The organism is Paraburkholderia sp., from assembly GCF_035501035.1.
Lineage (GTDB): Bacteria > Pseudomonadota > Gammaproteobacteria > Burkholderiales > Burkholderiaceae > Paraburkholderia.
The window spans coordinates 1-4,043 of the sequence record NZ_DATJWR010000493.1 but is presented as its reverse complement, the minus strand read 5'-3'; the positions used below and the strand labels follow the sequence as shown (position 1 = coordinate 4,043).

Below are 4,043 nucleotides of genomic sequence, written 5' to 3'. Positions count from 1 at the left end.
GCGAGCGGAATCGTGCCGAGCACGATCGCGGGCAGGATCAGATGCGAGAGCGCCGAGCGGAACGAGCCTTCGTCGGTGCCGGGCAGCAGCGAATCGATGAGCATGAAGCCCGTGACGTGCGGAATGTCGAACTCCACGGCGATGCGGCCCGAAACCGGCGTCCAGCCGAGCTTCGACGAGAACACCATGATGAGGATGAGCCCCCACCAGAAGATCGGCATGGAGTAGCCGGTGAGCGCGGTGCCCATCACGCCGTGGTCGACGACGGTGCCGCGCCTGAGCGCCGCGAACACGCCCGCCGGCAGGCCGATCACAAGCGCGAACATGAGCGCGCAGAACGACAGTTCGACGGTGGCGGGAAAGCGCGCGAGAAACTCGCCCATCACGCTCGTGTTGGTGATGATCGAGGTGCCGAGATTGCCTTGCAGCGCGTGGCCGACGTAGTGCAGATACTGCATCGGCAGCGGCTCGTCGAGCCCGAGGCGGTGCATCGCCTCGGCGTGCATTTGCGGATCGACGCCGCGCTCGCCCATCATCACTTCGATGGGGTCGCCCGGAATCAGGTGAATGAGTGCGAACGCGAGGATCGTGATACCGATGAACGTGGGTATCACCATGCCGATGCGGCGCAATACGAAGCGGAACATGTGGTGTTCCCCCAAAAGCTTGAAATGAAACGCAACCGGCGACAGGGGCTCGTGACCCCGGTCGCCGGACCATATTTCGCCAGTTTTCCGATCAGGTGAAAACCAGGCGAAAAACTACCCGATAAACATTACTGCATGCCAACGCCGTCGAAGCGCGCGTAGCCGAGCGGTTCGATGCGCATGTCGATCACCTTCTTGCTGACCGGCTGGTAGACGGTCGAGTGGGCGATCGGCGAGAACGGCAGTTGCTGCGCGAAGATCTGCTGCGCTTCCTGGTAGTACTTGGTGCGCTGCGCCACGTCGGAGGTCTGGCGGCCCTTCTGGACCAGATCGTCGAACGGCTTGTAACACCACTTGCCGAAGTTGTTGCCGTTCACGGCCTCGCAGCCGAGCAGCGTGCCGAGCCAGTTGTCGGGGTCGCCGTTGTCGCCCGTCCAGCCAATCAGCATCGAGTCATCCTCGCCCGCGTGCGCGCGCTTGATGTACTCGCCCCACTCATACGTGACGATCTTCGCCTTCACGCCGATCTTGGCCCAGTCGGCCTGGATCATCTCGGCCATCAGACGCGCGTTCGGGTTGTAGGCGCGCTGCACGGGCATGGCCCACAGCGTGATCTCGAAGCCGTTCGACAGACCGGCCTTCGCGAGCAGCGCCTTGGCCTTTTCCGGGTCGTACGCGTTGGCCGGCAGGTTCTTGACGTAGGACCACTGCGTGGGCGGCATCGGGTTGGTTGCGAGCTGGCCCGCGCCCTGGTACACCGAGTCGATGATCGCCTTCTTGTTGATCGCCATGTCGAGTGCGTGGCGCACGTCGACGTTGTCGAGCGGCTTGTGCGTGACGTTGTACGACAGATAGCCGAGGTTGAAGCCCGGCTGCGACGGCATCGCGATGTTCGCCTCGGCCTTCAGCGGCGCGATGTCGGCGGGGCGCGGATAGCTCATCACCTGGCATTCGTCGCGCTTGATCTTCTGCACGCGCACGCTTGCATCCGGCGTGATCGAGAAGATCAGCTTCGAGAGCTTCACGGCGCCCGGCTTCCAGTAGTCAGGATTGCCGTCGAAGCGGATCGTCGCGTCCTTCGTGTAGCTCTTGAAGATGAACGGACCCGTGCCGACCGGGAACTGGTTGATGTCGGCGGCCTTGCCGGCCTTCAGCAGCTGATCCGCGTATTCGGCCGAGAGGATCGACGCGAATTCCATCGCCATATTCTGGATGAACGGTGCGTTCGGCTCGTTCAGCGTGAACTTCACCGTGTACGGATCGACCTTTTCGACCTTCGCGATCAGCTTGTCGAGGCCCATGTCGGTGAAGTACGGGAACGACACCGGGTACGCCTTGCGGAACGGCTGGTTCGGGTCGAGCATGCGGTTGAACGAGAACAGCACGTCGTCGGCGTTGAATTCGCGCGTGGGCTTGAAGAACGCCGTGGTCTGGAACTTCACGCCGTGGCGCAGATGGAACGTGTAGGTCTTGCCGTCAGGGGAAACGTCCCACGATTGTGCGAGTCCCGGTTCGACCTTGGTGCCGCCGCGCTCGAATTCGACGAGACGGTTGTAGACGGTGAACGTGTTCGCGGTGAAGTCGACGCCCGTGGTGTATTGGGCCGGGTCGAAGCCTGCGGGGCTGCCTTCCGAGCAGTAGACGAGCGTCTTGTTCGGAATGCTCTGCGCCGCGTGCGCGAGAGGGGCTCCAGCAATCGATGCCGCTGCGAGCGCCACGAGCGAAGTCAGTCGTGCCGCGCGCAACAGTTTGTTTTCTTTCATGTTTCCTCCAGTTCAGTGCCGGCCGAAGCCGGCGTAGCGCGATCTTACTTGAGCACGGGCCGCGCTCACAAGCAAGCCAAAAGTCTCGTCGCTTGTGGAAAACGCCGGGTTGACAGGACCGGCGCGAACGGCATGGTGCAATGCAGCGTCGCCTTGCCCCCTATTTCTGGCCCGAACACGACCTTGGCGCGCCGATTTGCTGCGCGCAGCGGGCGCGACCGGCTCCGCCGCCGGTATCGTCTGCAGGGGCCCCGTCTCGATACTTGATCGCGCTCGGGCAGGCCACCAGAAGCGTTATCTCAACAAAAAACCGCGCGGCCCGAGAGTTCGGGAACCGCGCGGTTCGCTCGGCGTGCGGGCGCAGGCCCGCAAGGCTTCGGCATCAGAATCCGAGCCGCTCGCAGATGGCCTTGGTGGCCGCCGCCGCGTTGAGCGTGTAGAAGTGCAGGCCGGGCACGCCCGCATCGACGAGACGCCCGCACAGGTCCGTCACCACGTCGAGACCGAACGCGCGGATCGACTCGCGGTCGTCGCCGAAGCTCTCGAGGCGCTTGGCGACCCAGCGCGGCACTTCGGCGCCGCACATCTCCGAAAAGCGCATGAGCTGCGAGTAGTTCGTGATCGGCATGATGCCGGGCACGATCGGGATATCCACGCCGAGGTTGCGCGCGTCGTCGACGAAGCGGAAATACGCGTCGGCGTTGAAGAAGTACTGCGTGATCGCCGAGTTCGCACCGGCCTTCACCTTCTGCGCGAACGCTTCGAGGTCGTGGCGCGGCGAGCGCGCCTGCGGGTGGTATTCGGGATACGCGGCCACTTCGATGTGGAACGCATCGCCGGTTTCCTCGCGGATGAAGGCGACGAGCTCCGACGCGTAGCGCAGCTCGCCCACCGCGCCCATGCCCGAGGGCAGGTCGCCGCGCAGCGCGACGATGTGGCGGATGCCGTGCGAGCGGTACTCGCCGAGAATCGCGCGCAGGCTCTCTTTCGAAGAGCCGATGCACGAGAGGTGCGGCGCCGCTTCGACGCCTTCCTTCGCGATGTCGACGACGGTGTCGAGCGTGCCCTGCTGCGTCGAGCCGCCCGCGCCGAACGTCACCGAGACGAACTTCGGCTTGAGCGCGATAAGCTGGGCGCGCGTGGCGCGCAGCTTCTCGACGCCGTCCGATGTCTTCGGCGGGAAGAATTCGAATGAGAGTTCGATGGGTTTCATGTTGATGAGGCCAGAATGGCCGGGCCGCATGAGGCCCGGGCCGGCGTCAGCCGAGGCTGCGGTTGCCGAAGATCAGCGCCGAGAGCAGCCACGACACGATGCTGTACAGGATCGAGCCGAAGAAGGCCGACCAGAAGCCCGACACCTCGAAGCCCTTGAGCAACGACGACGCGAGCCAGAAGCACAGCGCGTTCACCACGAGGATGAACAGTCCGAGCGTGAGGATCGTCACGGGCAGCGTGAGCAGGATCAGCACCGGTCGCAGCACGGCGTTGATGAGACCGAGCACGATCGCGATGATGAGCGCCGTGCCGAAGCTGCGAATGTGGATCGAGGGAACGAGCCAGGTGATGATCAAGAGCGCGAGCGCGTTGATCAGCCAGGTCAGCAGCACGGTCATAAGGACTCCTTTTGCTTCGA

General features: G+C 63.9%; 4 protein-coding genes. All 4 read right to left on the bottom strand.

The features are described 5' to 3' along the window. Positions 1 to 647, bottom strand: a 647-nt coding sequence (locus tag VMJ11_RS33760) for an ABC transporter permease subunit (RefSeq protein WP_325625515.1), incomplete at its 3' end; no start/stop codon positions are given. 128 nt (positions 648 to 775) lie between these two features. Then, positions 776 to 2,410 carry an ABC transporter substrate-binding protein gene (locus tag VMJ11_RS33755; RefSeq protein ID WP_325625513.1) on the bottom strand — a complete coding sequence of 545 codons (1,635 nt, stop codon included), beginning with the start codon at positions 2,408 to 2,410 and terminating at the stop codon, positions 776 to 778. A gap of 382 nt (positions 2,411 to 2,792) precedes the next feature. Further along, positions 2,793 to 3,623 (bottom strand): methylenetetrahydrofolate reductase [NAD(P)H], encoded by an 831-nt coding sequence (gene metF, locus VMJ11_RS33750; RefSeq protein WP_325625511.1) that lies wholly within the window; start codon positions 3,621 to 3,623, stop codon positions 2,793 to 2,795. Between the two features lie 46 nt (positions 3,624 to 3,669). Next, a complete protein-coding gene (locus VMJ11_RS33745; protein WP_325625516.1) occupies positions 3,670 to 4,023 on the bottom strand; it encodes a phage holin family protein in 354 nt (117 codons plus the stop codon). Positions 4,024 to 4,043 lie beyond the last annotated feature (20 nt).